The organism is Methylobacterium sp. GXF4 (genome assembly GCF_000272495.1).
Taxonomy (GTDB): Bacteria; Pseudomonadota; Alphaproteobacteria; order Rhizobiales; family Beijerinckiaceae; genus Methylobacterium; species Methylobacterium brachiatum.
Genome location: NZ_AKFK01000070.1, coordinates 47,712 through 73,332, shown reverse-complemented (window position 1 = coordinate 73,332; position 25,621 = coordinate 47,712). Strand labels below are relative to the sequence as shown.

Sequence of the window (25,621 nt, the reverse complement as noted above, 5' to 3'; positions counted from 1 at the left end):
CGAGCGTTGTCCGGTGCGCCTCGTCGCGACGCGCGGAGCCTGTGCCGATTGCATCCTTCCTCTTACAGCTGTGATCGTGTCCGCAGGGCTGAAGTACGCGGTTGAAGTCTACGCAACTACGCCGGTCCGGCTCGGCTAGGATCACGGCACCGAGCACCGGCTTTCTCCGCGGTCCTCGGCGCGGTAGGGCGGCGGAATTGACCAGTGATCCGCGGATCAGTAGCAGCAGACCCGCGCTACGCTTGTAGGGTCGATTGCATTGGGCGAGCCACGGCGACATGTCGAAGCTGCGCCGGAGAGGCCGCATTTCTGACCTCGGCCTCCAGGATACCCTCCCCGCGTCGGAACTCTGGGCCGAGCGCGTCGCCGACCTCGCCCAGGCGGCGCTGATCGACGAACTGGAAACCTGGCCCAAGCCGGGTCTCGTCAGCCCGGTCGATTCGGGCAGCCACCACGACATGGATGCGGGCACCCTGCGCCGCAGCGCGGCGGCGATCCGGCCCTATTTCGCCGCGCTCGTGGCCGCCGGCAGGCGCGATGCCGGGATGAACGAGCTCCGGGCGATCGGCCTCAGGGCCGAGGCCGCGATGCTGGCGGCGACCGGTGGCGTCAACGCGCATCGCGGCGCCATCTTCTCGCTCGGGCTGATCTGCGCCGGCGCGGGCGTGGCCGGACCGGTCCCTGCTTCGGCGGAAGCGCGGGCCGAGGCTGTGGCGCGTCTGTGGGGCTGGGCCATCGCAGGCGCGCCGGCCTCGGCGGACAGCCATGGCGGACGGGCCGCGCGCCGCTACGGCGTCGGTGGTGCCAGCGCGGAGGCGGCCGCGGGATTTCCGACCATCCGCGCCGTGGGCCTGCCGGCGCTGCGCCTCGGTCGAGTCCACGCGCCGGAAGATCCCGAGGCCGCCCGGGTGCAGTGCTTCTTCGCGCTCCTGGCCGTCCTCGACGACACCAACCTGCTCCACCGCGGCGGCGCGGACGGGCTGACCCGGGCGCGGGAGGCGGCCACGGCCTTTCTCGAAGCGGGGGGGATCGCCGCCCCCGATTGGCGCGACCGCGCCGCCGCGATCCATCGCGGCTTCGTGGCGGCGCGCCTGAGCCCGGGGGGCTGCGCCGACCTGCTCGCCACGACACTGTTCCTCGACGCGCTGTCGCGCGAAGTCTGAGCCGAGCTGCACCGTTCGGCCGCATGTGAACCGCGGTTTGCCGTCCCTACATCCGGCCCGTCCCCCGTCCCCCGTCGCGCCCCGGCCCGCTTCGTGTCCCTGATCAGGTTCGCGCTCCTCGCGCTCGTCCTCCTCTTCCTTGTGCCGGTCGCGGTCTCGGCGACGCTGTACTGGCTGCGCGCCGACGGCGACTGGCGCTCGGCCGACCGGTCCAGCGCCGGTCTCCTCCCGCCGGCCGAATCCCATCCCGATGCCGTCGTGCGGATCTTCTCCGCCCGCACAGTGAGTTGGCGGGGCATCGTCGCGACCCATAGCTGGATCGTGATCAAGGGCAGCGGCGAGCGCCGCTATCGCCGCTTCGACTACACGGCCTGGGGCCAACCGATCTGGATCGATCGCTTCGTGCCCGACGGGCGCTGGTTCGGGAACGCCCCGGAGGTCGTCTTCGCGGCCGACGGGCCCGCCGCCGAGGCGATGGTCCCGCGCATCCGCAAGGCGGTGGCCGAGTACCGCTACGCAAGCCCGGGCGATTACGTGGTCTGGCCGGGCCCGAACTCGAACACCTTCGTGGCGGCCGTCATGGCCACGGTGCCGGAGATGCGGGCGAGCCTGCCGGCCACCGCGATCGGCAAGGACTTTCCCTATGACGGCCGTTGGATCGGCTGGACGCCGTCGGGCACGGGAATCCGGATCAACCTCGGCGGCTATCTCGGCCTGACGCTTGCTTGGGTCGAAGGGCTTGAGCTCAACCTGCTGGGTGGCGTGGCCGGGATCGACCTGCGCCGGCCGGGGATCAAGCTGCCGGCGATCGGCCGCCTCGGGATCTGACCCCGGGCCCACGGGGACAGGCAAACCGATCCGTCGGATCGGAGCGCTCTCCGGCTCCGGGGCTCCTTATCCGACGTTGCGGTGGATCGGCCGGCAAGCGACCCATAGTCATATCGAACCATGATGGTGCAAAATAACCGGGTTGGACGATCACGTTGCCCGGTTGTTATTATGGATATCGCCCGCGTTATGGACCTCTATAGTGGGCCGCGGCACAAAGGTGCGTTGAACGCGCGACGTAAAGCCTGGATACGGTATGCCAGCCTCGCCCGGACGGGGCATCGGGAGACGGTTTCATGAGGCAGGGGTCCGACAAGCCGGCGGCCGTGTCCCGGGATCGGCTGAGCAATATCTCGGACGCCCTGGGGCTGCCCGTCTCGGCCTTCTACGGTACTGGGGACGAGACGGAGAGCTATCTGCTCAAGCTCGTCGCGGCGTATCTCGATGCGGCCAGGCCCGACGCCCGGGCCCGCTTCGTCGGCGCGGTCGAAGCCCTGCTGCAGGCGGAACGCTCGGGCGCCGATCGTTGATTCGTCTGATCGGAGGCGGACGTGTGGAGCTTCGGTCGGGCGAAGCTCAGTTGCCGTTCCGGGCCATCTGGGTGCGCGCCGAGCCCATGGCGAGGCTGGGAAGCGGATCCTGGGTCCCCGCAACGACGACGAGGCGCTGGACCTCGCCCCGCAGATACGCCTGCAGGAATCGGTCGTAGTCGCGGAACGAGACGCAGCCATTCGAATCGCCGCGCGGGCCGAGCATGTAGGTATGGGCCAGCAGGCCGTCGCGGCCATAGACCGCCTCGTTGCCGCCGACCGGGGTGAGCCGGATCGCCCGCACCCCGTGGAACAGCTGCTCCCGCTCCTTCAGATCGTAGGTGCCCGGAGGCGTCGGGCCGCGCATCCGCACATTGACCATCCGCGGCTCGTCAAACCCTTCGCCGAGGCCGGAATGGGCTTCGAGGCGCTCGCCGCTCGGCAGGATCACGACCCGCGCCGCGATGTTGTAGACGGCGGTGCCGGCCGTGGGGCGCGCATCGGTCGGGGCGAGCGGCGGCGAGATGCGCCGCTGCGGCACGAGATCCGCGGGCCGGCTCTCGAGGGCGGCATAGGCGAGCCCGGGGGCGCGCTCGACGCCGAACAGCTTCTCCAGGAACGAGCGGTCGTCCTCCCGGGGCTGCACCGGCACCGGCGCGGGCTCGCGGCGGGCGATCCGCCTCTCGGCCCTGCGGGCGAGATCGGGGCCGCGGGTGGAACGGAACTCGGGCGGCCGCGGAACGGGGAGCGGAACGATCATGGCCGCAAGCGGGGTCTCGGTCGGTTGCACCTCCGGGGCGGGCGCGGCCTCCGGGATCGGCAGGGGCGGTTCGATCTGCGTCCACGCCCAGCGTGAGAGGGGCCCGCCAATGGCATCGCGCCAGGCTTCGGGCGCCGGGGCTTCCGCGTCGGCTGCGCGGATCTCGGACTCGACGGGTGATTCGCTCTGCGCGACCGGCGGGGCGGCTTCGGCCGTGCGGTCCGCGGACGGACGTCCCGCAGGCGGGAGACCGGTTCCGAGGGCGGCCAGGGCCACCGCGGCGGTCAGGGCTGCCAGGGGCGCCGCATAAGAATGGCGCGCAGTACGGGGGGTGGGGCCGTCCAGCGGCACGGAGTCGATAGCCATGCGGGCGCCAATGCTCTCGTCGCGGAGCGGGCGCCTGCCGGATCATCGGCGCTGCGGCCTCCGAAGGCCGTCAACGCGAATCGATGGGCCGGTCGGCCCCGCCGGGATGAATCAGCGGGGCCGGGCCGGCTTTTCTGCGGCGGCGACGTGGTCGATTGCGGTTCGATCGGGACCATTTTCGGGCGGATAGAGATTTCAGGCCTGAATGCTTGGTCTCATCCGCAATCGATCAATGTTCAGTCGTTATCGATCTGCTTTCCGAGCTGCGCAATGGCCCGCTGGTAGACCGACGCGGCGTTCCAGCCCTGGATCGCCGCGAAGTTCGGCTCGCCGGGCTGATAGCCCGCGCCGGCGCGCCAGCCATGCGCCTTCAGGAAGTTCGCGGTCGACGACAGCGCGGCGCCGACATTGTTCAGATCGCCGGTGCCGTAGGTCAGGACGTTCTTGGGCAGGAACTGGGTGTGGCCGACCTCACCGTGCGCCGCGCCGCGGGTGCTCGGCGACAGCAGACCGCGGTCGACCAGGGTCAGCGCCGCGTAGAGCTGGTCCGTGAAGTAATCGGAGCGGCGGCAATCGTAGGCGAGGGTCGCCACCGCCGAGAGGGTGTTGACGTTGCCGCGGACCGCGCCGAAGCCGGTCTCCATGCCCCAGATCGCCAGGAGCGGCCCCGGGGGGACGCCGTAGCGCTGCTCGATCGAATCGAACAGGGCCGCGTTGGTGCGCTTGAGCTGACGGCCCTTCGACACGATGGTCGGACCGCCGCGCTTGGCGAGGAACTGCTCCAGGGACAGCTTGAAGCTGCGCTGGCCGCGATCGGCCGAGATGGTGGCGGTGGAGTAGCTGGTGCCCTCGAGGGCGGCCAGGCTCGCCGCGCTGGCCTTGCCGCGCGCCTCCTGGGCGAATTCCCGCTTCCAGGCCTCGAATCCCGCCGCCGTGTTGCCGCACTGCGCGGCCTCCGCCGCACCGGCCATTCCGGCGAGCCCGGCGATCGCCGCCACAGCCAGGGTCATACGCCGCATTTGTTCGATCACGCGAAACACTCCTTCGGCGCGAAATGGCGCCATGGTCTTCAACCGATACCGGGGAACATCTCGTCGACAACAGGGCGAGAAGATGTCGGACAAACCGTCCGCCAGCACTGTGGTATTCGAACCATAGCGCAAGCCCGGCCGACCGCTGAGACGTCCGGCCCGGCGTTTCGCATCATCGTGAACGAGACCTGCCGCCGGTCCGGGCCGGTGAAGCCCGCATCGGCGCGCCCGTATCGGGGCCGTCGCATCCGGCTGCCGAACGAGATTCCGAAGACGATCGGGGTCTCAAGCCGTGTTGATGCATGGCCAATGCTTTGCCAGCGAAGCGGATTTCCGTAAAAGACCCTTTTGTGATGTCACAACATCGTCAAACGACAATCATAGTTTTGCCGGCGGAAAGATCGCCGCGGAGAAACGGTGTGGGGCCGATGACGTTCCGCTTAGCTTTGCGCCTCCGGCGCCGCCGTTTCGTCTGATCGCGCCCGCGCGATGTCTGTGATGTCATCGGCGGATCGACCGCGTTCAGCCAGCCCATGCGGCCGCTCCGATGTGTTTCCCGCCCGCGGATCGGCGCCGCCGGAACCGGCGTCGCGACCCAGCCGTGCGGCGGTGCCCGAACCCAGCGTGATCCCGGTCCGGGCCTGAGCCCGGTCACCCCCTGAATCCCGGATCCCTCGGCCCGCGACGCGGCCGGCGGCCGGGTGCCTCAGCCTGACAGACAGCGAGAGACAGGACCCTCATGGCCCTCGGAACGCAGAGCACCGGTTCACCGCGGGCGGCGACGCTCGGCCCCGACCTCGATCGCGACGGCGTCGCCAAGGCCTATGGCCGCTGGGCGCCAGTCTACGATCTCGTGTTCGGCCCGGTCTTCGCCCAGGGCCGGACCCTGGCGGCGGCCGCGGCCGAGCGGATCGGCGGGCGCGTCCTCGAAGTCGGCGTCGGCACGGGCCTGTCCCTGCCGGCCTACCGGCGGGCGGCCAGCATCGTCGGGATCGATATCTCGGCGCCGATGCTGGAGAAGGCGCGCAGCCGCGTCGCCCGGCTGGCCCTGCGCAACGTCGAGCGCCTCGCCGTCATGGATGCCGAGCATCTCGATTTCGGCGACGCCTCGTTCGACGTCGTGGTCGCCCAGTATGTCGTGACCGCGGTGCCGAACCCCGAGGCCGCCCTGGACGAGTTCGCCCGGGTCCTGCGCCCCGGCGGCGAGATCGTCATCACCACGCGGATCGGTGCCGAGGGCGGCCTTCGCCGCCTGGTCGAGCACACGCTCATGCCGATCACGAGCCGCCTGGGATGGCGGACCGAGTTTTCCTGGGACCGCTACGCCGCCTGGGCGGCGACCGCCCCGGTGGAGGTCGTCGAGCGCCGCGCCCTGCCGCCGCTCGGCCATTTCTCCCTGATCCGCCTGCGCAAGCGCGACGCCTGATCGCGCCCGCCTTCTACCAGCCCACCCACGATCGAACGGAGACGTACGGCATGGCGAGCTTTCTCGAGGCGTTGCGCATCCAGCGCTGGGATGACCACCGCTACTATCACCACAACAGGATCAACCAGAGCTTGCACATGGTCAGTGCCGTGAGCTTCCTGGTGGCCTACGCGCTGGCCTTCAAGGATCCCGCGACGGCGGCGCTGGTCGGCTGGCTGGTGGCGATGACCAGCCGGCAGGCCGGCCACCTGTTCTTCGAGCCCAAGGGCTACGACCACGTCAACAACGCGACGCACGAGCACAAGGAAGAGATCAAGGTCGGCTACAATCTCCAGCGCAAGATCGTGCTGCTGGCGATCTGGGCGCTGTCGCCGCTGCCGCTCTACTTCGATCCGAGCCTGTTCGGCCTGCTCGAGCCGCACCAGACGACCGCCGACCTGATCCGCAACGTCGGCTGGATCTGGCTGTGGCTGGCCGGCGCGGGCCTGCTGTTCCGCACCGTGCAGCTGTTCTTCGTCCGCGACGTGCAGACCGGCCTGGTCTGGGCGACCAAGATCCTCACGGACCCGTTCCACGACATCAAGCTCTACCACAAGGCGCCGCTGGCCCTCCTCCACGGCGAGCTCAACGAGGAGCACGAGCCGCACGAGCGCGGCGCCTGAGACCTTCGGCATCGCCGCGACCGGGGATCCCCCGGCTCGGCGATGCCGGACATGTCCCGGTTCCAGTAGGTCCTCGACCTTGTGCGGATGCAGGGCAGAGCCCTGCGCGACGGCACCGCCGAAGGGCCCGCAGGCCTCTGAAACCCCGATCAGGCCCGGTCGGGCGCCCGGAGGCCGAGACGGGCGCCCAGCTTGCCGAGCCGGACCGCCGCAACCTCGCGCAGGATCGCCCGGCGGATCCCCTTGTCGGTCGGGGCGCCGCCCTCCCACCAGCCATCGGCCCGCATGGCATTCGCCGCCGCCACGAACCGGGCGGCGACCGCCTCGAATGCCGCGTCGTCGTAGGCGAGGCTGAAGATCATCCGGCCGGTCCCGACCCAGGACAGGGCCAGCCCCTCGGCACGCAGGTAGAATTGCAGCATCCAGTTGTAGCGCGACGGCCGCGTGTAGAGGACCGTCCAGACCGTGGACATGTTCGCCACCCGTACCGGCAGCTCGGCTTCCGCCAGCAGGGCGTTGAGCCGCGCGGCCCGGGCGTCCCAGGTGGCGTCGAGGTCGCGGTACAGGGCGGCGACCTCCGGCGTGTCGATCCGGTCGAGGAACGCGCTCATGGCGCCCATCACGTAGGGATGCGCGTTGAAGGTGCCGCGGGCGAAGCAGATGTCCACCGGGCGGTCGTCCCGGAAGCGCCGCATCAGGTCGGCCCGGCCGCACAGCACGCCGACCGGCAGGCCGCCGCCCAGGGTCTTGCCGTAGGTCACCAAGTCGGCGCGGACGTCGAAATACGCTTGCGCACCGCCCTGGGCGAGGCGGAAGCCGAGGAAGACCTCGTCGAGGATCAACACGATGCCGTTCGCCGTGCAGACCGCGCGCAACGCCTTCAGCCATGTCGTGTAGGCGGCGCGATCGAAGGACGCCTTGCGGCCGCTGTCGACCAGCGCCGAATCGGACGGCGCACCGGCATTCGGGTGCATCGCCTGGAGCGGGTTGACCAGCACGCAGGCGACGTCCCGCCGGCTGGCCAGGACCTTCAGCGTCCGCTCGGACATGTCGGCCAGGGTGAGCGTGTCACGCGTCGGCACCGGGTTGCCGATGCCCGGCTGCACCTCGCCCCACCAGCCGTGATAGGCGCCGCAGAACCGCACGATCCGGCGCCGACCGGTATGGTAGCGGGCGAGCCGCACCGCCTGCATCACCGCCTCGGTGCCCGACATGTGGAACGAGATTTCGTCGAGGCCCGACAGCGCCTTGAGCCGCGCGACGTTGCCGGTGACCACCGGGTGCAGCGGCCCCAGCACGGGCCCGAGGGCGGCGACCTTGGCGGCCCCCGCCTCCAGGCAGGCGCGGTAGAAATCGACGCCGAACAGGTTGACCCCGTAGGAGCCGGCCAGGTCGTAGAAAACGTTGCCGTCGAGATCCGTGACCGTCACGCCCTCCGACGCGGCCGCGAAGGCCCCGGCGCCGAGATGCGCGCGCACGTGCCCGGCATACTGGAACGGCACCCGGTACAGCCCGGTGAATTGCAGGTCCGAGAGCCCGTCGCGCACCGCGTCGGTCTCTGCCCGGGTGCGGGCGAACCGCGTGCGGTAGAGCTCGGCCAGCCGGGCGAAGCCGTTCTCCCGGCGCAGCGCCACCGTCTCGTCCGGATCGTCGGAGCGGAAGAAGGCGCGCTCGGAATAGGCGTAGTGCGGGATCAGCCCCGCCACCCGTCGGGCCATCCGGGCGTGCCCGGTCAGGGACGGATGCTTGGCCCGGGACAAGTGAAGGCGCTGCGCCGCCTTCGGCAGAGCGATCACCGCGGCTGCGGCGGTGGCGGACAGGGTGGCGAGGAGTGCGGACATCGCCCCACGCCGTATCGGAGGCGGTTCACGGCATGATGACGGTTTCGGCGGGATCGCGGCTGCGGCGCGCCCTGGCGCAGGTCGGCGCCCAGGAGGATCTGAACTTTCTGCTGACCAACCGGCTGCCGCGTCGGCTCGCCACCCGGTTCATGGGCTGGTTCAGCCGGATCGAGCAGCCGCTGGTGCGCGACGTCTCGATCGCGACCTGGCGGCTATTCTGCGACGTCGACCTCAGCGACGCCGCCGAGACCCGATTCCCGAGCCTCCACGCCGCCTTCGTGCGCGCGCTGCGTCCCGGCGCCCGACCGATCGCCCGGGATCCAACCGTCCTGGTCAGCCCCAGCGACGCGATCCTGGGCGCGCATGGCCGGATCGAGGCGGGCCGGCTGCTCCAGATCAAGGGCCTGTACTACAGCCTGTCCGACCTGCTCGGGGGCGATGCGGATCTGGCCCGCGCCCATGAGGGCGGCGCCTACGCGACCCTGCGGCTGACCGCCGGGATGTATCACCGCTTCCACGCGCCCCACGACCTCCGGGTCGAATCGGTCCGCCACATCTGGGGGGATACCTGGAACGTGAACCCGATCGCGCTGAAGCGCGTCGAATCCCTGTTCTGCCGCAACGAGCGGGCCGTGCTGCGCCTGCGGATCGCCGGCCACACCGTGACCCTGGTGCCGGTAGCGGCGATCCTGGTGGCCGGCCTGCGCCTCGGCTTCCTGCCGGAGGGCGTCGCCCTGCGCCGCACCGCCGGCCGCCCCCTGCCCTGCACCGCTCGCCTGGAGAAGGGCGCGGAGATGGGCTGGTTCGAGCACGGCTCGACCATCGTGGTCCTGGCCCCGCCCGGCTTCACCCTGATGCCGGATCTGCAGGAGGGCACCCGCCTGCGCATGGGCGAGCCGCTGATGCGGCTGCCCGAGCGCGGCGCGCCGTAGTGTCATTTCTCGGCAAAGCTTGTCCTGATTTGAGGGATCCCCACAGGGAGTGCTCTCAAATGAGCTTGGCCCAAAGCACACGGAACTCTGTCCTTACAGATCCATGCTTACAGAGAAGTTTGACCTTGTTCGCGAACGGCCCCTCACGTCCGCTCAGCCTCGCGTTTCCGCGTTCTCGACCGACTGCGGCTTCCTCAATGGCTCGGAGGATAACAGATTGCCCTCGTCTCACCGTCACGCCGGCACAGTTTTTCGGATTGAGGCGGCTGTACTACAGCCTGGTTCCGGAAACGAGTCTGCGCAGCACAGCCCGCAGTAGATCCGACAACCCGCCTTGGTGCAAGCTAACATGAGAATTTGTTTTGATTTCTGTTACTCCCCGAGGGGCGGCCTCATTTAAGTTTATCTCGATTTGTAGGGAACGTGGTCCGCCTGCTCCCTAGACCCGACATGCCCAGGCGCGGATGCCTGGTCCAACCCTTGGAAACAGAGGCCGGCATCAAACCCGATGCCGGCTCGATCATAGGGCCGATGGGTCCAGACCGCACCCTTAGTGTGATCTGCGGACCGGGCCATGCCCTTCGGGTTTCCGTACTTTCTTTTCGGAATGGCCGCGAGGATACCACCGGCCCCCAACGCCGGGGTGGGCATCCGGTCGAGCGCCCAGATCGGTCAGGCCCGCGAAGGCGTCCTGGCGGTCGGCTCGGCTGGCTTCGCCGATACAGTCGCTGCGGTCCTCACGTGGTCGGATCGGCCGCTCCACGATGATCTGGACGGCGGCCCGGCACGCACGAGGAAGCCGCCTCGGGACGAGGCGAGCCGGACGGCTAGGACAGCCGAGGCAGACTATCAGGAAAGCGTGTCCCGATTTGCGGCCCTGCCAATGGTATGCACTCAAGAGAGCTTGTCCCGATTGTCAGGGAATCCTGTCCTCACGCCCGGGATGTGCTTGAACCCGATGGCCTCCGCAGAGGGGCGCCCGTGACCGCGCGCCCCTCTGCGGACATGATGATCCCCGTGTCGGGCTTGAGCCAGGACCGCTGGCCGGGACGAAACCTTTTCGATTTCGCGGCCTGATCGGGCATCCACTCCCCGGAATTGCCGCGCGCAGGAATGCTCTCCGCTTTCGACGGGCAGGGCGCCACCCACGTCGGACGGGGTCTGCGGAGAGCGGGGAGCGTTTGCGAGGCGGTCGTCGAGCTCCCTGCCCTCTTCCCTCGTCGAGGTCACGAAATCGGGGACCGCGGGTCGAAGCACCGGTCCGGGGCGAGCACAGTCCCGACGCCGTCGGTAATCAAGGCCGTTTCAGCTCGCCGCGCTCAGGTCCCTTGCCCTCCTGAGCACGCCGACCATGGCTGGTGCGATGTCCGTCGAGCGAGTGACCGAGGCACCCCCGCCGGGAACAAGATCCAGGTCGTGGCGGCGACCGAGCGCCGTGGGCTCGCTCATGAGGCGCCGGCACAGCAATTCCGCCAACGACGGATCCTCGACGGCACAGACGATCTGCCGGCCCGACCGCTGCAGGGCCGACAGGACCTCGACCAAGTGCAAGGCCCGGAAATCATCGATGTGCTGGACCGGGTCGTCGAGCATGAGCGTCCGCCAATTGCACCACGGCCGGGACAGGTGAACGGAGAGGAGGAAGGCCAGCCCGGCCGCACGCCTCTGCCCGCTGCTGAACACGAATTGCGGGTTCAAGCCGTTGCCGACCCGCAGGCTCAGGAAACGCCTGACGTCGCCGCGTATGCCGTAATCGATGGTCCGCCACTCGGAATGCGGGCGAAGCCGCTGGTACAGCTCGTTCAGCAGCGGGCTGATAACCGCCAGGCGCTCGTCGATGATCTCGGCATTCGTCCTGCGGACCGTACGGTCCAGCGTCCGGGCGGTCGTCACCGCAGCGTGGGCGCGCGCGAGCCGGTCGCTCGCGTCGTCGGCCTCTGCCCGAAGCGCTTCGAGGCGCGCTTCGAGCTCCGTTACGCGTTCCACCGCCTGCGAAGCTTCCAAGGTGAGGATGCTCCGTTCCAGGTCGATCAACCGACTCCGTTCGGCCTCCACCACCTCCTCCAGGGCCTCTGGGTCGTAGGCCAGCTCTCCATCCAGGGAACGTCGCACGAGCTCGGCCGAAAGCGCCTCTTCCCGGGCTTCCAGCTCGGCTTGGGCGGACGCGAGGCGATGGACGACCGTCTCGGCCTGCTTCAGGATCTCGCCGGCATCCTCGACCCGGGTTCGGGCCGCCGCGACCTCGCCTCGCGCCTCCGGCACTGCCGACCGCCGGGCGGCGAGGCGCTGGCGCGCGGATGCGAGCCCCGTCTCGAACTCGGGGGCGCCCTGCGGCGCGCGGCATAGCGGGCAACGGTCGTCATGCAGGCCGATCCGGCTGCCGTGATCGACCAGGATCGCGAGCGACGCGGCGAGGCCGTCGCTTTCCTGTTCCCGGTCCAGGCGCGCCTCGGCGGCCTGCAGCTGGCGGCGGGCTTCCTGGACCGCGACCTCGGCTTCGGCCACCGCCACCGCGTCCCGGCCTGCGCTGTCGCCCTGTCGCGCGACCGTGTCGCGCAATGCGGCCACCGCGCGAGCCTCGTCGGCGACCCATCCCATCTCGCCGAGGTTCGACCGGCGCCTGGCCAGCGTCTTCCGAGCTGCCGCGACCCGAGCTCCCAGGTCGGGGCCGGCCCCAGGCGTAAGCTCGTCCAGGGTGGCAAGGACGGCCGCGACGTCCCCGGCCTGCAGGGCGACGTCCCGGATCTGCTCCAAGTCGGTCAGCGCCGCGGTCAGACGTGCGCGCGCCTCCTCATAGGCCTGCGCGACGGCATTGTGTACGGCCTCGGCGGAGGACAGGGCCTCGCGAGCCTTGGCGGCGTAATCCGGACCCTCGATGGCGCCCAGCGCCGCGCGCACGAACTCGAACCGTTGCGTTTCCGTTAGGTCGAGGCTGAGCGCAGCGATCCATTCGTCGCGAATGATGGATGTCCTGCAGACCTGCTGGAGGGCCCGCTCGGGCTTCGCGCCCGGAACGCAGAGCATCGCCTCGATGCGTGCCGCGTCCCGGTCTGCGCCGGTCTCGCGCGAGCGCGTCACCGCGAAGCCGCTCCCGTCATCGGCGCGGAATCCCACGGTGACGAAGTGCGCCTCCGGCTGGCCTTCGCCGCGCCACCAGACGTAGTCGTCGAGGCTTTCCTTCGCCGCCTTGTCGACGAGGTATTTGTCGATTTGGCCGGTGAGGGCGAACTCGACCGCGTCGCACAGCGTGCTCTTCCCGACGCCGTTGCGTCCGCAGATCACGGTGAAGCCAGTGCCGAAATCCACCCGTTGGCGCTCCAGGAAGCCCCGGAAGCCGCACAGTTCGAGGTAGTCGAGCCTCATGGCGCATCCACCAGGATGCGCGCCACCTCGGAAGCGCTCGCCGCGCCCAGGAACGCGGCCACCGCGTCGTCCGGCAGGTCGCTCAACCGCGCCCGCAGACGGGCCCGGTAATCGGCCCCGCCGATCTCGGGTGCGCTGAGAACCGGCAGGAGGGGCAACAACGTTCTTCGCAAATCGGCGACCGTGCGCAAGTCGCCGCGCGCGATCTTTCGGGTCATGGAGAAGTCCTCCTCGATCCGCTCGATCTGCCGCGCGAGGGCCGGTTCGGAGCCGCAAGCCAGGAACAAGGCGTAAACGTTCCAGGCCTTTGTGCCTGCAGAGCGCAACGAGGCCGCATGCCGGCCGAGCGTGGTCTGCTGGATTTGCTGCCAATCGGCGAGCAGGCTCTCGCCGCTCGCGAAGACGTGCAGGAATCCGACGACCGCCGCGTTCTCGAAGCAGACGACCGGCACGCTGCCGCCCGGCCAGGTCCAAGTCTCATAGCCTGCCGACCGGAGGAGCACCTCGGACTGGGTCGCTATGTCCATCACACTTCGAGCTCCCTGCGGGCGGCGGGAAGGTCGAGCCATGCCGCGGAGGCGCTCGGCCGGATTATGTCGCCCGGTCGCCCTTCCCGAACGACGTTCAACGGCAGGCCGACGTCGGTGGCTCCGGCGCAGACCACGATGTCGGCGACCTCGAACGGCGTCTCCCTGAACCGGTCCTGCACCGTCTGGAGCAGCATGCCCGAGCCGTTCACGACCCTGATCCGGCGGCCCGCGAGATCATAGCCGACGGGGGTCTGGCTGGCACCGGCACGCCGCAGCAACAGGTGCGCGTAGCCCAGGACCTCGGACGGCCCCGGGTTCCGCAAGGTCGCCGCGGCGGTGGCCGGCACGCCCTCGGCGTCCCGTCGAAGGTCGTAGAGTTCCTCGCTGCCCAGGTCGGGCGGATCGAGCCAGCCCGCCTCGCACTCCGCCCCGAGCTCGCTCTCCAACGCGGCGCGCCCGGCGTGCAGGACCTTGCGCAGGTACGCCTGGGAGAACGCCCTCCGGAGTTCGTCCAGGACTTCGGCCCCCGAACGCTGAACATGCGTGAACCGGACGTTCTCCGAATTGGCCAGGGTCCAGAGTTCGGGCGCCTTGGCCTGCAGGACGTCCTCGGGCGCCAGGTCGACCAGCGTCACCGACAGCGGCGCGACGCCCGTCAATGCCTCGGCGAGAACGGTGTTGAGATAGGACCAATCCGACCAGAAGCCGACGACGAGCAGGTCGCTCTCGCGGAGGTGGTGGGCCATCCACGTCTTCGTCTTCTCGATGCGCGCGGCGATCACCCGGTCCTCGGTGAGCTGTGAGGCCGTCCAGACCGTGGCGCGCCGCTCGCGGACGGAGCAGCCATGAAACTTGAGCAGGGGCGCGTGCTTGCGGGCCTGGACCTTTGCCTCGTCGCCGTCGAGGGAGGCGAGGAGATCGAACCCGTATTCCTGCGCGCGGCGCTCGATCAGGGTGTCGTAATTCGCCGACACGACACCGGCGGCCAAGCGCGTGATCAGGAAGTCCGCCACCGCGGCGTGCCCGACGTTGGGCGGCCGGACGAAATCCTCCCAGGGCACGAGAGCGTCGATGAAGACCGACCCGAGCATGTCCTCCTTGGCGAAGATCTCCGCCAGGGACTCCAGGTCGCCGCGCAGTTCCTGCGGGCACGCCGGATCGATGCTCATGACATAGCGGTCGTAGCACCTGGCGGCCACGGTCCAGGCCGACGGCAGGGAACTCGGCGGCGCCATCGACAGGCCGGCGCCGCAGAGGAGGACGAGGCGCCCGGCTTCCATGGAGGCGAGCAATCGCGCACGAACCGCCGCGTCCAAACCGCCCCCCTTCGTCCGCCGGATCTTCGCCAAGGCGATAGACCGGAGGCACGCCTAAGGTAAAGCAAGGTGATCCGGCTTCCCGTTGCCCGCCCCTAGGGTTCACCGGTGCGTCGCACCCTGGAAGTCTCGCCGGCATAGGTGCGCGTGGCCGCCGGGGCGATGGGAAGGTTCGAGGCGTCTCATCCCGGGCCAGCATACGAACACGTGCTGGTGCGTCATGCCTGACCTGGAGGCCCGCCAGACCAACGTCGGGAAGATCCGGCTGCGGTTTCCTTACGGCAGCGTGAGTTGCACCGCGTGCGGAGCTTTGGCGGGTAGGCCGTACAACTCGCCCATCCGAGCGACGAACTCGGTCTGACCTCCGTAGCTGGGGTGCCGGACCCGCTCGGCCGCCATACCCAAGTCCGCCAACGCCGCCTCGGCATCCCTCCCGATGGCGACCAGGACCCGGGGCCGCAATTCCGACACCAGCCATTCGAGGAGGTGGCGGGACGCCTGCCGTTCCCGGCGAGTGTGGCAGCGATTGGACAGCGGGTCGCCCGACGCGTGCGGATGGAGCGGGAAGACGTTCCAGAGGAAGATCGGACGTCGCAGGTCCCGGAGAACCTGCCAGATCACCGTCGCCGTGCGCTCGGTCATCGCGGGGCCGCGGGTTGCCCGCGCCAGCGGCAATTGACCGTAGAGGCCGGCATGGGCGGAGAGGTGGGCCTCGTCCGTGAGCGCCAGGCCCGTGCGCCGCCCGCCACGGTACCCGAGGTCGCGCGCGATCCAGATCGAGTCGACGCCTCCGGCGAGGGCCGCCTCCAGCACGAGGCGCAGGTTCTCACGCCGGACCTGGGGCGCACCGACGCCGTCGTGGTCCGGGCAGGCCTCGGCGTAGGGGTTGAAGGTGTCGATGAAGCGAAGCGCCGCGAGGGCCTCGATGAAGGCGCCAGGTGTCATGTCGGCAGGTCCTCGACCAGCATCTTCCGCCCGACCAGATCGAGCCGAAGGCGCCCGCGGCGCTTCTCCCGCAAGAAACGAAACGCTTCGTTACCGGCGAGGATGGCCTCTTCCCAAAGCCAGAGCGGGCAGGCCTCGACCTCGTAGCCGCGCACGAATTGCCTCACCGATTTCAGGAAGGCGAAGCTCAGGTCGCCCGGGCGCTGTCCTTCGAAGAAGCCGAGCTGCTTCGCCTCACCGAAGACGAACGTCGCCACGCCCTCCTCGATCAGGATCGCGCGCGCTCCGTCCTGCCCCTCGTCGACGCGGGCCTCGCTTTTCCTCTTCAGGCGGAACAGCGCGCGCGTCACCGGCGACCAGCCGAGGACGGCGGCGTAGGCATAGTGGAAGGCGTCGTGGAACCGGTAATCGTCCGGCTTCATGATGTTGTCGGTCAGGCGGTCGCCGATGAAGATGCCGTTGCATCGCTGCACGACGTACCGCCTGTCGTTCCCGCCGGTGCGCTCGAAGATGTCGATGGTCAACGCGCGGGGCAGGCGCTCTTCGTCCGGGAACGCCTCGTCGAACAGCGGCGGGGCGACGCGCGTCGCCGGCCAACGGTCCTCGGCCTTCGCGAGGTTGCGCATGGCGGCCTGCTCCAGGGTGACGCCGGCCTCGTTCGCGGCCGCGACGAGAAGGCCGAACACTGCGGAGAGACGCTCCAGGAGGTCCGGGCTTCCCGCGAGGTCGCCCCGCGCCCCCAGCGCGGCCAGCCGGCCGACGGCCCCGGCCAGCTGTAGCAGGGTGTGCTCGAAGGCGACGGTCGGGACGTGCAAAGGCAAGGCACGCTGCGGCTGCAGGTCCGCGAAGGTCGGCTCGGGTCCCCCGGCGAGGTCCCGGCCGGCGAGATCCCCCAAGCGCAGCCCGGCGTGATCGGCGATCACCGCCAGGTACCAGAGCGCGTCGCCCATCTCCTCGACGACGCTCGCCTCGTAGCCGAGATAGGACCGCGCGTCGCGCTGCTTCTTCTTGGTCTCGCTCAGCAGGCTGCCCGTCTCGCCGAAGAGGCCGAGCACGGCCAGGTCGAGGCCGGTGCCCTTCCCTCGCGTCCGGTCCGTCCGGACCGCCCCGGCTTGATAACCGTTCAGGCTAAGCGGCACCGTATCCATGTCCCCTCCCCGCTCCCGGTTGGCCTATCCTCAGGTTGCCATCGTCGGACCTTTCCGGCGCTCAGTCCAGGGTTGCCTGTACCCACACACGCTCCGGACGCACCCTTGCCATACCGACCGCGGCTGACCACCTAAGCTTTACTGAGCCAGGCTCCCGGGCGGAATGCGCGACGGAAGGACCTGGGCACCGGGGAGAAGCCGCACATGCCGAAGGTTTGCGTGCTCGGTCCTGTCGACGACGAGGAACGCACGGCCCTGCTCAAGCTCTTGGCCGAGGCGGGCTGCGAGGTCGTGGACGAGGAGGTCGCCGCCGTCGAGCCCGACGAAGGGGACGACGACGAGGAGGAAGACGGCGAGCACGTCGAGGATCCCGTTGCACCGGAAGACGACGAGCCCGCGCCCGCGGATGACGAGGCCCCGGCCGGTCACGCCGAGACGCCGGACGAGGACTTGGGGGTGATTGTGCTGTCTCCCGATTGCCTCGCGGACGAGGAGCTGGGGCGCGTGATGCAGCGGGCCGCCGCCCAGGGTCGTCGCGTGATCGGGATCTGGCCTCCTGGAACCCAGGACGAAACGCTGCCGCGCGCGTTCGAGGATTACGGCGGGGATACCGTTCCCTGGGATGCGGGCAGCCTGCGGGGCGCCCTACCGCGGAGGAACGCGAAGCCCGAGTGGTTGAAGCCCGACGCCCAGCCGCGGGCGGAGCGCCAGACCAAGCGGAACAAGTGCTGAGGCCGGCGTGCGCGTCCACTCCTACGTGATCGACCACGACCTCGGGTTCGCGCCCAATCCGTTTCACCGGGTGTGCACGCTGAGCGCGTGCAAACCGCTGATCCGGCAGCACGCGAGCGTCGGGGACTTCGTGGTCGGGACCGGCTCGATCCCGAACGGGATCAAGGACCGTGTCGTCTACTGGATGCGGGTCGACGAGATCCTCACCTTCGACCGGTACTGGGACGACGCTCGCTTCGGCGCCAAGCGACCCGTGATGTCCGGCAGCCGCATGCAGATCTACGGCGACAACATCTATCGCCGCTTGGCCGACGGCACCTTCGTCCAGGCCGATTCCTTCCATAGCGAGCCGGGGGGCGTCACCAGCCTGCCGAACCTGGTGCGCGACACCGGTCGGACGGACCGGGTGCTTCTCGGGCGCGAATACGCTTACTGGGGCGGGTCGGGCCCGCTGGTCCCCCAGGAACTGCGCGATCTCGTGCACAGCACGCAGGGCCATCGAAACCAGTTCACGCCCGAGCGGGTGAGCGCCTTCGTGACATGGCTCCGCGGCATGCCGGGCCGCGGCTTCCTGGGTCGGCCGGCGAACTGGCCAGCCTGAGAGCCGAGCGCCCCGGCGGCCCCACCGCCGGCGAGGACGGCCGGCGAACCCGGCCACGAGGCCATGGGCGTGACCCGCGGCGAGGTGGCCTCACCCCGGTCCTTCGGCGACATCGACGCCGCGCGCCGGCTGCCCCCGACGGGCGGCTCGGAAGGCGCGGCGCCTGCCGGAATGAGCCTGGCTCAGAAGCCTCTACCGCCGAGTTGTCCCGTGCGATGCCCAGGGGCTTTCGAGTAGGGGCGACGGGCGGCGACCTTTCATCCGAGCCGGTCGGAAGCCCGGGCGGACAGCCGCTCGTGGCCCCCGATCTGGCCTCGATCCGTCGAGCCACGGTGGCGGCACGCGATCAGAGACAGGGCGTTCCCAAAGGCGATGAATGACGGCGGCACGCATCGGGTTACGCCGCCCCGCCGCTTGGGCGCCATCTCATTCGGTCCGGGCAGCCTCGGTGATGCCGATCCATGCGCGCGGCTGCGCAGGACACACTCTCATGAAAGCTTGTCCCGTTTTCGGCTCCGCGACAGCGCCGCTCTCAACACAGCTTGTCCCGATTTGCCCGGGACCTTGTCGCGCCGCGATGCGGACGCCCTGATCCGACCGCTCACGAGGTCGTCCGGCTAAGGTGTTGGTGTGTCGGTCCACGCCACGACATGGCCTCGTGGAGCGGACGGGAAGGACGCCTTGGCCTTGCCGAACCGGACGTAAAGCGCCGGAAGGACCAGCAGCGTCAGGACGGTCGCGCTGGCCAAGCCGCCGATGACGACGGTCGCCAGCGGCCGCTGCACCTCCGCACCCGTGCCCGTCGCCAGGGCCATCGGCACGAAGCCCAGGGCGGCGACCAAGGCCGTCATCGCCACCGGCCGCAGCCGGGTCAGGGCGCCCTCGCGGACGGCATCCGGAATCGCCGTTCCCTCCTCCACGAGCGCGCGGATGTGGTTCAGCAGCACCAAGCCGTTCAGAACCGCGACGCCCGAGAGCGCGATGAACCCGACCGCTGCCGAGACCGAGAAGGGCATCTCGCGCAGCCACAGGGCCGCCACGCCGCCGGTCAGGGCCATCGGTACGGCGCTGAACACGATCAGCGCGTCACGCCCGGACCCGAGCGCCCCGAGGAGCAGGATGAAGATCAGCGCGAAGCAGGCCGGCACGACCACCGTCAGGCGCTGGCGAGCGGCCGTCAGGTTCTCGAACTGCCCGCCCCACTTCACCTCGTAACCGGGCGGCAGCCGCACCTCGGCGGCGATGCGCGCCTGCGCTTCGGCCACCAGCGAGCCGATGTCGCGCCCGCGCACGTTTGCGGTGACCACGACGCGGCGGCGGCCGTTCTCGCGGCTCACCTGGTTCGGCCCCTCGCCGAAGGCGAACGAGGCGAGCTGCCGCAGCGGCACGCTCATCCCGCCGGCCGGCGCGGGAGCGGCCGGGACCCCGGTGCCCGACCGCGCGGGCGCGGCCTGCGGGGGCGGTAGCGGCACCGGCAGGTTCCTCAGCGCCTCGACGTCGCCCCGGACGTCGTCGGCCAACCGGACCACGATGGCGAAGCGGCGGTCGCCCTCGAACACCAGCCCGGCGTCCTTGCCGCCGACCGCCGTGCCGATGACGTCCTGCACGTCCGCCATGCTCAAGCCGCGCCGGGCGATCTCGCGCCGGTCGACCTTGATCTCCAGGAAAGGCAGCCCGACCGCCTCCTCGACCTTTACGTCGGCGGCGCCCTCCAGGCTGCGCAGGATGCCGGCGATCTTGCGGGCGCCCTCGACCATCGGGCCGAACTCCTCGCCGAACACCTTCACCGCGAGGTCGTCGCGAACGCCCGCGATCAGCTCGTTGAAGCGCATCTGGATGGGCTGCGAGAACCCGAGCAGCGTGCCAGGGATCAGCTTCGCCTCGGCGTCCATGCGGGCGATCAACGATTCCTTCGCCTCGGACGGGTCCGGCCACTCCGCTTGGGGCCTCAGGATCAGGTAGGTGTCACAGGCGTTCGGCGGCATCGGGTCGGCGGCGATGTCGGGCGTGCCGCAGCGCGAGTAGACGAAGGCCACCTCCGGGAACTTGCTCATGGCGTCCTCGACGCCGAGCTGCATGGCCTGCGACTGCGAGATGGCCGTCGAGGGGATGCGCCGCGCCTCCATGACGATGTTCTTCTCGTCGAGCGTCGGGGTGAACTCCTGGCCGAGCCGCGTCGCCAGGGCCCCGGCCAGCCCGAGGACGACCACCGCGCCGCCTATGAAAGCCAAGGGCGTCCGAACCGCCCCGCCCAGCACCGGTCGATAGGCCGCCTTCAGTCCTCGGATCAGCAGGTTGTCGCCCTCGCCGACCCGCCCGGTGATGAAGGTCGCGACCATCGCCGGGACGAAGGTCAGGGACAGCACGAAGGCCGCCACGAGCGCGATCAGCACCGTCAGCGCCATGGGTGCGAAGGTCTTGCCCTCCACGCCGGTGAAGGTCAGCAGCGGCACGTAGACCAGGATGATGATGGCCTGCCCGTAGACGCTCGGCTTGATCATCTCCTCGGCCGAGACGCGCACGGTCTCCAGCCGCTCGTCCAGGCTCAGCTTCCGTCCCAGCGCGTGCTGCCGCTCCGCCAGGTGCCGCAGGCTGTTCTCGGCGATGATGACCGCGCCGTCGACGATGAGCCCGAAGTCGAGCGCGCCGAGGCTCATCAGGTTGGCGCTGATGCGGCCCGCCAGCATGCCGGTGGCCGTCAGCATCATGGCGATCGGGATGACCAGGGCCGTGATGATTGCCGCCCGGATGTTGCCGAGCGCCAGGAACAGCACCGCGACGACCAGCAGCGCCCCCTCGGCCAAGTTCCTCGACACCGTCCGGACCGTGGCGTCGACGAGGTCGGTCCGGCTGAGCAGCGTCCGGGCCTGGATGCCCGGCGGGAGAAGCTTGTTGATCTCCTTGATCTTGGCGTCCGCGGCCGCCGAGACGGTTCGGCTGTTCTCGCCGATGAGCATGAGGGCGGTGCCCAGCACGACCTCGCGGCCGTTCTCGCTGGCCGAGCCGGTCCGGAGCTCGCGGCCGATCCCGACCTCGGCGACGTCCCTCACCAGGATCGGTATCCCGGCCCGGGTCGCCACGACGACGTCGCGGATCTGGTCGACGTTCTCGATCAGCCCTCTGGCCCGGACGACATAGCCCTCGCCGTTGCGCTCGACGTAGTTGGCGCCCCGGGTCACGTTGTTGGCTCCGATGGCCCGGGTCAGGTCGGCGAAGCCCAGGCCATAGCCGACGAGCTTCATCGGGTCGGGCTGGACTTGGTACTCCTTCACGAAGCCGCCGATGGCGTCGGCACCGGCCACGCCCGGCACGCTCTTCATCTGTGGCCGGATGATCCAATCCTGGACCGTGCGCAGGTAGACCGTGCGCTCGAAGTCGGACCTCAGCCGCTCGCCCTCGGGCGTCAGGTAGCTGCCGTCCGACTGCCAGCCCGGCAGGCCATCGCGGACCGGGGCGCCGTCGCCGGCGGCCTGGTACTCGACCGCCCACCAGTAAATCTCGCCGAGGCCGGTCGAGATCGGCCCGAGCCTGACCTCGGCCCCGGGTGGCAGGGTGTTGCGCACCTCGCCCAGGCGCTCGTTCACCTGTTGCCTGGCGAAGTAGACGTCGACCTTGTCGCTGAAGACGGCCGTGAGCTGGGCGAACCCGTTGCGCGAGAAGCTTCGCATGCTCTCCAGGCTCGGCGTGCCGGCGAGCGCGCGCTCGATCAGCACCGTGACCTGCTTCTCGATCTCGACCGGCGTCAGAGCCGGCGCGATGACGTTGATCTGGACCTGGTTGTTCGTGACGTCCGGGACCGCGTCGATGGGCAGCCGCGCAAGCGACCAGGCCCCGAAAGCGGCCGCGATGAGCGTCACCAGAATGACCGCGTAGCGGTTGGCGACGGAGAAGGCGAGGATCGGGCGGATCACGGTTCAGTCCTCCGCCGCGGCCTTGCCGAGCTCGGACTTCAGCGTGAAGGTGTTGGCCACCGCCACGGCCTCGCCGGGCTCCAGCCCCTCCGTCACCTCCACGGCGGCGTCGTCCGACCGCCCGAGCTTCACCGGCCTAGCCTCGAAGCCCGCGGCCACCCGCACGAAGACGTTCGGTCTGCCCTCCAAGGTCTGGATGGCCGAGGCCGGGATGAGCACCCGCACCGGCTTGTCGGAGATCACGATCTCGGCACCCACGAAAGACCCGGGCCGCCAGGTCTCGTCCGGGTTGGCCAGTTCCGCGACGACCCGCGCCGCGCGCGTGGCCTGGTCGAGGACGGGCACGATGATGACGATGCGACCGCGCGCGGCCTCGCCGGTCGCCTCGGCCCGCACGGCCACCGTCTGGCCCTCGCGGACCAGCGGCAGGTCGCCGGGGCTCACCGCGAGATCGACCCAGACCGTTGACAGGTCGACGACGCTGTAGAGCTCGGTCTCCAGGTTGTCCCGGCCGACGGCCGCCCCGAGGTCGACGCGCCGCTCCACGACCTTGCCACCGAGCGGCGAGCGGATCTCCTGGCGCTCGAACTGCGCCTCCGGCTGGTTCGGCAACGCCTGGATCTCGGCTTGGCTGAGGCCGAGGAAGGTCAGCTTGCGGCGGGCCGCGTCCTCCTTGACCTTCAGGTCCTGGTAGCTCGCCTGCGAGCGCAGGTACTGCTGCTCGGATGAGATGCGCCTGTCCCAGAGCTCCTTGTCGCGCTCGTAGAGCGTCTTCTGCAGGGCGGCCGACACGCGTGCCGCCAAGTATTCTCCCTTGGCGTCGGCGATCTCGCGGCTGTCGAGGAGCGCCACGACCTCGCCCTTGGCGACCTTGTCGCCGAGCCCCTTGCGCAGCTCCACCACCGTGCCGGTGGTCTTCACCGCGATGCGGGCGGTCAGGTTGGCGTTCGGGACGATGGTGCCCGGCACGTGCAGGTGGCGCGAGAGGTTCCCGCCACCGACCCCGTCCGTGCGGATGCCGGCTTTGCCGACTTGGTCGTCCGTCAGCTTGACGAGGCCGGATCTCTCCGGCTCCGGACCGGCCGCCGCGTGCGGTTCGGGCTTGGCGGGCGCGGCGGCCCCCCTGGCGCCCGCCAGCATGGTGCGGACCGCATCGGGAGCGCCGGGCCACCAGGTCGCGATCAGGACGCCGCCGGCGAGGGCCAGCAGAACGGGGATGAGAAGTCTGGACATGTCGGTGCCATGGACGGGCGGCCGCACTCGCACGGCGCCGTCGTTCGAGGATGGGAAGAGGCGGAAAGCCTCAGGTCCTCGGAGGCTCGAACGGTCCCTGCGCCCCGCCCCCGGCTCGAAAGACGTCGTCCAGGCAAGCGAACGACCGCGCCGCCGACGTGGTCACGCTCGCGGGAGCCTTGGCGGCGACGGGCATCACGCCCTGCGCGTGCGATTGCGCGTGGTGGACCAGGTCATCGGCATCCTGGTGGGCCTTGGCGTGGTCCTGTCCCGCCACCGGCGGCATGGCGATCGCGACGGGACCGGAGGCCGCGTGCCGGGCCTCGGCGAGCAACGGCATCACCGTCACGGCCGCCAGGAGCAACGCGACGGCCACCGTCATGAGACGCCGTCCGAATGACACCCGACACCCTCTTCCCGGCGAGCGCCGTCCATCCCGGCGCGTCGAACACCCTTCCCTTATCCCCTCCGGGGGGATAGCATGTCAACATGAATCACGTGCACGCCTCCCACCCGGAGATCATCAAGCGGCTGAGGCGCGCCCACGGCCATCTCGCCGGCGTCATCGCGATGATCGAGGAGGGCCGCCCCTGCGTGGACCTCGCCCAGCAGTTGCAGGCGGTCGAGAGCGCCATCGCCAACGCGAAGCGCACGCTGATCGAGGACCACATGGAGCACTGCATCGGCGACGGCGTCGCGGACGGCGGCAAGTCCGCCAAGGCGGCGCTGGCCGAGTTCAAGGCGCTGGCCAAGTACCTGTGAAGGCCCCGATGCTGAGCGTCCTCGCGAACCGCACCTACCGGCACCTGTTCGCCGCGCAGGTCATCGCCCTGATCGGCACCGGCCTGCTGACGGTGGCCCTCGGCCTGCTCGCCTACCGGTTGGCCGGGGCAGAGGCCGGGGCGGTGCTGGGCACGGCGCTCGCCATCAAGATGGTGGCCTACGTGCTGGTGGCGCCCATCGCGAACGCCTTCACCGGGCAGTTGCCCCGCCGCGCTTTCCTGGTTGCGACCGACCTCGTCCGGGCCGGCGTCGCCCTGATCCTGCCCTTCGTCGACCAGGTCTGGCAGGTCTACCTACTGGTGTTCGTGCTGCAAGCCTGCTCGGCGGCCTTCACGCCGACCTTCCAGGCGACCATCCCGGACATCCTCCCGGACGAGCGTGACTACACCCGGGCGCTGTCGCTCTCGCGCCTCGCCTACGACCTGGAGAACCTGCTCAGTCCGACACTGGCCGCCTTGCTGCTGACGGTCATCGACTTCCACTGGCTGTTCGGCGGCACGGTCGTCGGATTCCTGTGTTCGGCCGCCCTGGTCGTCTCGGTGGCGCTCCCGTCCCCGACGCCGCCCGAGCGCCAAGCGGGGGTGTACGAGCGCACCACGCGGGGGCTGCGGATCTACCTCGCCACGCCGCGGCTGCGCGGGCTTCTCGCCCTGAACCTCGCGGTGGCGGCGGCCGGCTCCATGGTCATCGTCAACACGGTGGTGATCGTGCAGGCCCTCCTGCAACGGCCCCAGAACGACGTCGCGGTGGCGCTCGGGCTGTTCGGGGGCGGCTCGATGCTGGCGGCCCTGCTGCTGCCGCGGGTGCTCGACCGGCTGCCCGACCGCACGGTCATGCTCCCGGCGGCGGCGTTCCTCGGCGTCGTGCTGCTCGGCTTTGCCGCCACGACCTGGGGCGGCGTCATCGGCTGGCCTATGCTGCTGGCCGCCTGGCTGGCGCTCGGGATCGGCTACTCCGCCGCGCAGACCCCGACCGGACGGCTGCTCCGGCGCTCCGCGACGCCCGGCGACCGCCCGGCCGTGTTCGCGGCCCAGTTCGCGCTCTCGCACGTCGCCTGGCTCTTGACCTATCCACTTGCCGGTTGGCTCGGCGCGAAGGCGGGCATGCCGGTCACGCTGGCGGTGCTGGGCGCGCTGACCTTGGTCGCCATCGCCGCGGCGGCGGCGCTCTGGCCGGCCTCGGACCCGGACGTCGTCGAGCACGCGCACCCCGACCTCGAATCTGGCCATCCGCACCTGGAAGGCGTCGGGACGCGCCGGCATGCCCACGCCTTCGTCATCGACGACCTGCACCAACGCTGGCCCGCGGCCCGGCCGGGTTGAACCGAGCCGGATGTTCGTCGGGCGCTTCGGTCACGAGGCCGTGGATGCCACGCGCCGCGGCTTCGATCGAATGGCGAAGGTGCGGGGCGATGCGCCGCCGGAACCCCGCCATGCGGGTCTTCGCGGTGGCAGCCCGGTAAGTCCGTCGGCTTGACCCACGCGTCCTGAGGCTCAACCGGTTCGCTCCGAGCGGGCAGC

Annotated in this window: 21 protein-coding genes; 10 read left to right on the top strand and 11 right to left on the bottom strand. The window is 70.1% G+C overall.

Annotated elements, in window-relative coordinates:
• The first annotated feature begins 278 nt into the window (after positions 1 to 278).
• The 3 genes from mdcB to WYO_RS19425 all read left to right on the top strand — a co-directional run bounded on the left by mdcB (position 279) and on the right by WYO_RS19425 (position 2,521).
• On the top strand, positions 279 to 1,163 hold the full coding sequence (mdcB, locus tag WYO_RS19435; protein ID WP_007565644.1) for a triphosphoribosyl-dephospho-CoA synthase MdcB: 885 nt from the start codon (positions 279 to 281) through the stop codon (positions 1,161 to 1,163).
• A 93-nt stretch (positions 1,164 to 1,256) separates the two neighbouring features.
• Positions 1,257 to 1,991 (top strand): DUF3750 domain-containing protein, encoded by a 735-nt coding sequence (locus WYO_RS19430; protein ID WP_007565642.1) that lies wholly within the window; start codon positions 1,257 to 1,259, stop codon positions 1,989 to 1,991.
• A 296-nt stretch (positions 1,992 to 2,287) separates the two neighbouring features.
• Positions 2,288 to 2,521, top strand: coding sequence for a hypothetical protein (locus WYO_RS19425; RefSeq protein WP_007565640.1), 234 nt, complete (start codon positions 2,288 to 2,290; stop codon positions 2,519 to 2,521).
• Between the two features lie 46 nt (positions 2,522 to 2,567).
• On the opposite strand, the gene WYO_RS19420 is transcribed toward WYO_RS19425, so the two are convergent.
• Together WYO_RS19420 and WYO_RS19415 are read right to left on the bottom strand one after the other, a co-directional pair.
• Positions 2,568 to 3,647: a tlde1 domain-containing protein gene (locus WYO_RS19420; RefSeq protein WP_007565639.1), complete on the bottom strand. Its 1,080-nt coding sequence runs from the start codon at positions 3,645 to 3,647 to the stop codon at positions 2,568 to 2,570.
• Between the two features lie 236 nt (positions 3,648 to 3,883).
• Positions 3,884 to 4,666 carry a lytic transglycosylase domain-containing protein gene (locus WYO_RS19415; protein ID WP_039903410.1) on the bottom strand — a complete coding sequence of 261 codons (783 nt, stop codon included), beginning with the start codon at positions 4,664 to 4,666 and terminating at the stop codon, positions 3,884 to 3,886.
• 751 nt (positions 4,667 to 5,417) lie between these two features.
• On the opposite strand from WYO_RS19415, the gene WYO_RS19410 reads away from it, so the two are divergent.
• Both WYO_RS19410 and WYO_RS19405 read left to right on the top strand, forming a co-directional pair.
• Entirely contained in the window at positions 5,418 to 6,104 is a 687-nt protein-coding gene (locus WYO_RS19410; RefSeq protein WP_007565637.1) for a methyltransferase domain-containing protein, read from the top strand.
• Between the two features lie 50 nt (positions 6,105 to 6,154).
• Entirely contained in the window at positions 6,155 to 6,766 is a 612-nt protein-coding gene (locus WYO_RS19405; RefSeq protein WP_007565635.1) for a hypothetical protein, read from the top strand.
• 149 nt (positions 6,767 to 6,915) lie between these two features.
• Here WYO_RS19405 and WYO_RS19400 read toward each other — a convergent pair whose 3' ends face one another.
• Positions 6,916 to 8,607 carry an aminotransferase class III-fold pyridoxal phosphate-dependent enzyme gene (locus tag WYO_RS19400; protein WP_007565633.1) on the bottom strand — a complete coding sequence of 564 codons (1,692 nt, stop codon included), beginning with the start codon at positions 8,605 to 8,607 and terminating at the stop codon, positions 6,916 to 6,918.
• Positions 8,608 to 8,639: 32 nt separating this feature from the next.
• On the opposite strand from WYO_RS19400, the gene asd reads away from it, so the two are divergent.
• Positions 8,640 to 9,539 (top strand): archaetidylserine decarboxylase, encoded by a 900-nt coding sequence (asd, locus tag WYO_RS19395; protein WP_007565630.1) that lies wholly within the window; start codon positions 8,640 to 8,642, stop codon positions 9,537 to 9,539.
• Between the two features lie 1,305 nt (positions 9,540 to 10,844).
• Here the strand turns inward: asd and WYO_RS19390 are convergent.
• From WYO_RS19390 to WYO_RS19370, 5 genes are all read right to left on the bottom strand, one after another.
• Positions 10,845 to 12,902: an AAA family ATPase gene (locus tag WYO_RS19390; protein ID WP_007565629.1), complete on the bottom strand. Its 2,058-nt coding sequence runs from the start codon at positions 12,900 to 12,902 to the stop codon at positions 10,845 to 10,847.
• Positions 12,899 to 13,429, bottom strand: coding sequence for a hypothetical protein (locus WYO_RS19385; protein ID WP_007565627.1), 531 nt, complete (start codon positions 13,427 to 13,429; stop codon positions 12,899 to 12,901). The genes WYO_RS19390 and WYO_RS19385 overlap by 4 nt, the downstream gene beginning before the upstream one ends.
• On the bottom strand, positions 13,429 to 14,712 hold the full coding sequence (locus tag WYO_RS19380) for an SIR2 family protein (protein WP_007565626.1): 1,284 nt from the start codon (positions 14,710 to 14,712) through the stop codon (positions 13,429 to 13,431). Before WYO_RS19380 ends, WYO_RS19385 begins: the two co-directional genes overlap by 1 nt.
• A 312-nt stretch (positions 14,713 to 15,024) precedes the next feature.
• Positions 15,025 to 15,693 (bottom strand): uracil-DNA glycosylase, encoded by a 669-nt coding sequence (locus WYO_RS19375; protein ID WP_007565624.1) that lies wholly within the window; start codon positions 15,691 to 15,693, stop codon positions 15,025 to 15,027.
• The gene (locus WYO_RS19370) at positions 15,690 to 16,841 is read right to left on the bottom strand and encodes a nucleoside triphosphate pyrophosphohydrolase family protein (protein ID WP_007565623.1); all 1,152 of its coding nucleotides are present in this window, start codon (positions 16,839 to 16,841) and stop codon (positions 15,690 to 15,692) included. The genes WYO_RS19375 and WYO_RS19370 overlap by 4 nt, the downstream gene beginning before the upstream one ends.
• Before the next feature lie 204 nt (positions 16,842 to 17,045).
• On the opposite strand from WYO_RS19370, the gene WYO_RS19365 reads away from it, so the two are divergent.
• Both WYO_RS19365 and WYO_RS19360 read left to right on the top strand, forming a co-directional pair.
• Complete coding sequence (locus tag WYO_RS19365; RefSeq protein WP_007565621.1) at positions 17,046 to 17,573, top strand: hypothetical protein; 528 nt, start codon at positions 17,046 to 17,048, stop codon at positions 17,571 to 17,573.
• A 7-nt stretch (positions 17,574 to 17,580) separates the two neighbouring features.
• The gene (locus tag WYO_RS19360; RefSeq protein ID WP_007565619.1) at positions 17,581 to 18,174 is read left to right on the top strand and encodes a hypothetical protein; all 594 of its coding nucleotides are present in this window, start codon (positions 17,581 to 17,583) and stop codon (positions 18,172 to 18,174) included.
• 617 nt (positions 18,175 to 18,791) lie between these two features.
• Here WYO_RS19360 and WYO_RS19355 read toward each other — a convergent pair.
• From WYO_RS19355 to WYO_RS19345, 3 genes are all read right to left on the bottom strand, one after another.
• Entirely contained in the window at positions 18,792 to 22,085 is a 3,294-nt protein-coding gene (locus tag WYO_RS19355; protein WP_007565618.1) for a CusA/CzcA family heavy metal efflux RND transporter, read from the bottom strand.
• Between the two features lie 3 nt (positions 22,086 to 22,088).
• Complete coding sequence (locus tag WYO_RS19350; protein ID WP_007565617.1) at positions 22,089 to 23,318, bottom strand: efflux RND transporter periplasmic adaptor subunit; 1,230 nt, start codon at positions 23,316 to 23,318, stop codon at positions 22,089 to 22,091.
• Between the two features lie 70 nt (positions 23,319 to 23,388).
• Positions 23,389 to 23,700, bottom strand: coding sequence for a hypothetical protein (locus WYO_RS19345; RefSeq protein ID WP_007565615.1), 312 nt, complete (start codon positions 23,698 to 23,700; stop codon positions 23,389 to 23,391).
• A gap of 107 nt (positions 23,701 to 23,807) precedes the next feature.
• Here WYO_RS19345 and WYO_RS19340 point away from each other — a divergent pair, with 107 nt between their 5' ends.
• Together WYO_RS19340 and WYO_RS19335 are read left to right on the top strand one after the other, a co-directional pair.
• Complete coding sequence (locus WYO_RS19340; protein WP_007565613.1) at positions 23,808 to 24,080, top strand: metal-sensing transcriptional repressor; 273 nt, start codon at positions 23,808 to 23,810, stop codon at positions 24,078 to 24,080.
• A gap of 8 nt (positions 24,081 to 24,088) precedes the next feature.
• Positions 24,089 to 25,423, top strand: coding sequence for an MFS transporter (locus WYO_RS19335; protein ID WP_007565612.1), 1,335 nt, complete (start codon positions 24,089 to 24,091; stop codon positions 25,421 to 25,423).
• The last annotated feature ends 198 nt before the right edge of the window (positions 25,424 to 25,621 follow it).